This is a genomic window from Vallitalea maricola, from assembly GCF_036985595.1.
Taxonomy (GTDB): domain Bacteria; phylum Bacillota; class Clostridia; order Lachnospirales; family Vallitaleaceae; genus Vallitalea; species Vallitalea maricola.
On record NZ_BTPU01000450.1, the window covers coordinates 1 to 249 of the forward strand.

The 249-nt window shown below is 26.5% G+C and carries 1 pseudogene; it reads right to left on the minus strand.

What is annotated here, in order from left to right:
• Window positions 1-249, minus strand: a pseudogene (locus tag AACQ14_RS24595) (sugar ABC transporter ATP-binding protein); the annotation flags it as partial.

The following is a 249-nucleotide window of genomic DNA, read 5'->3' on the forward strand; positions in this document are numbered from 1 at the left end:
GCATATATGGGTATTTTGCGAAGGAGTTTTAACTGACAAATTATCAATTACCCATTCCGTATCTCTTACCATTTTTCTCTTATTTAAAAGTTTTGTTTTCATAATATATTTATCCATATTAGCAATAATAGAATTAAATAAAATACTTGCTACTCCAAAAATACCCGTAGTTCTTCTTTCCTCTGTTACAAGAGCTAAGCCATTTTTAATAGCTATATATGGGTTTTTTATATTAATTTTTTTACCATA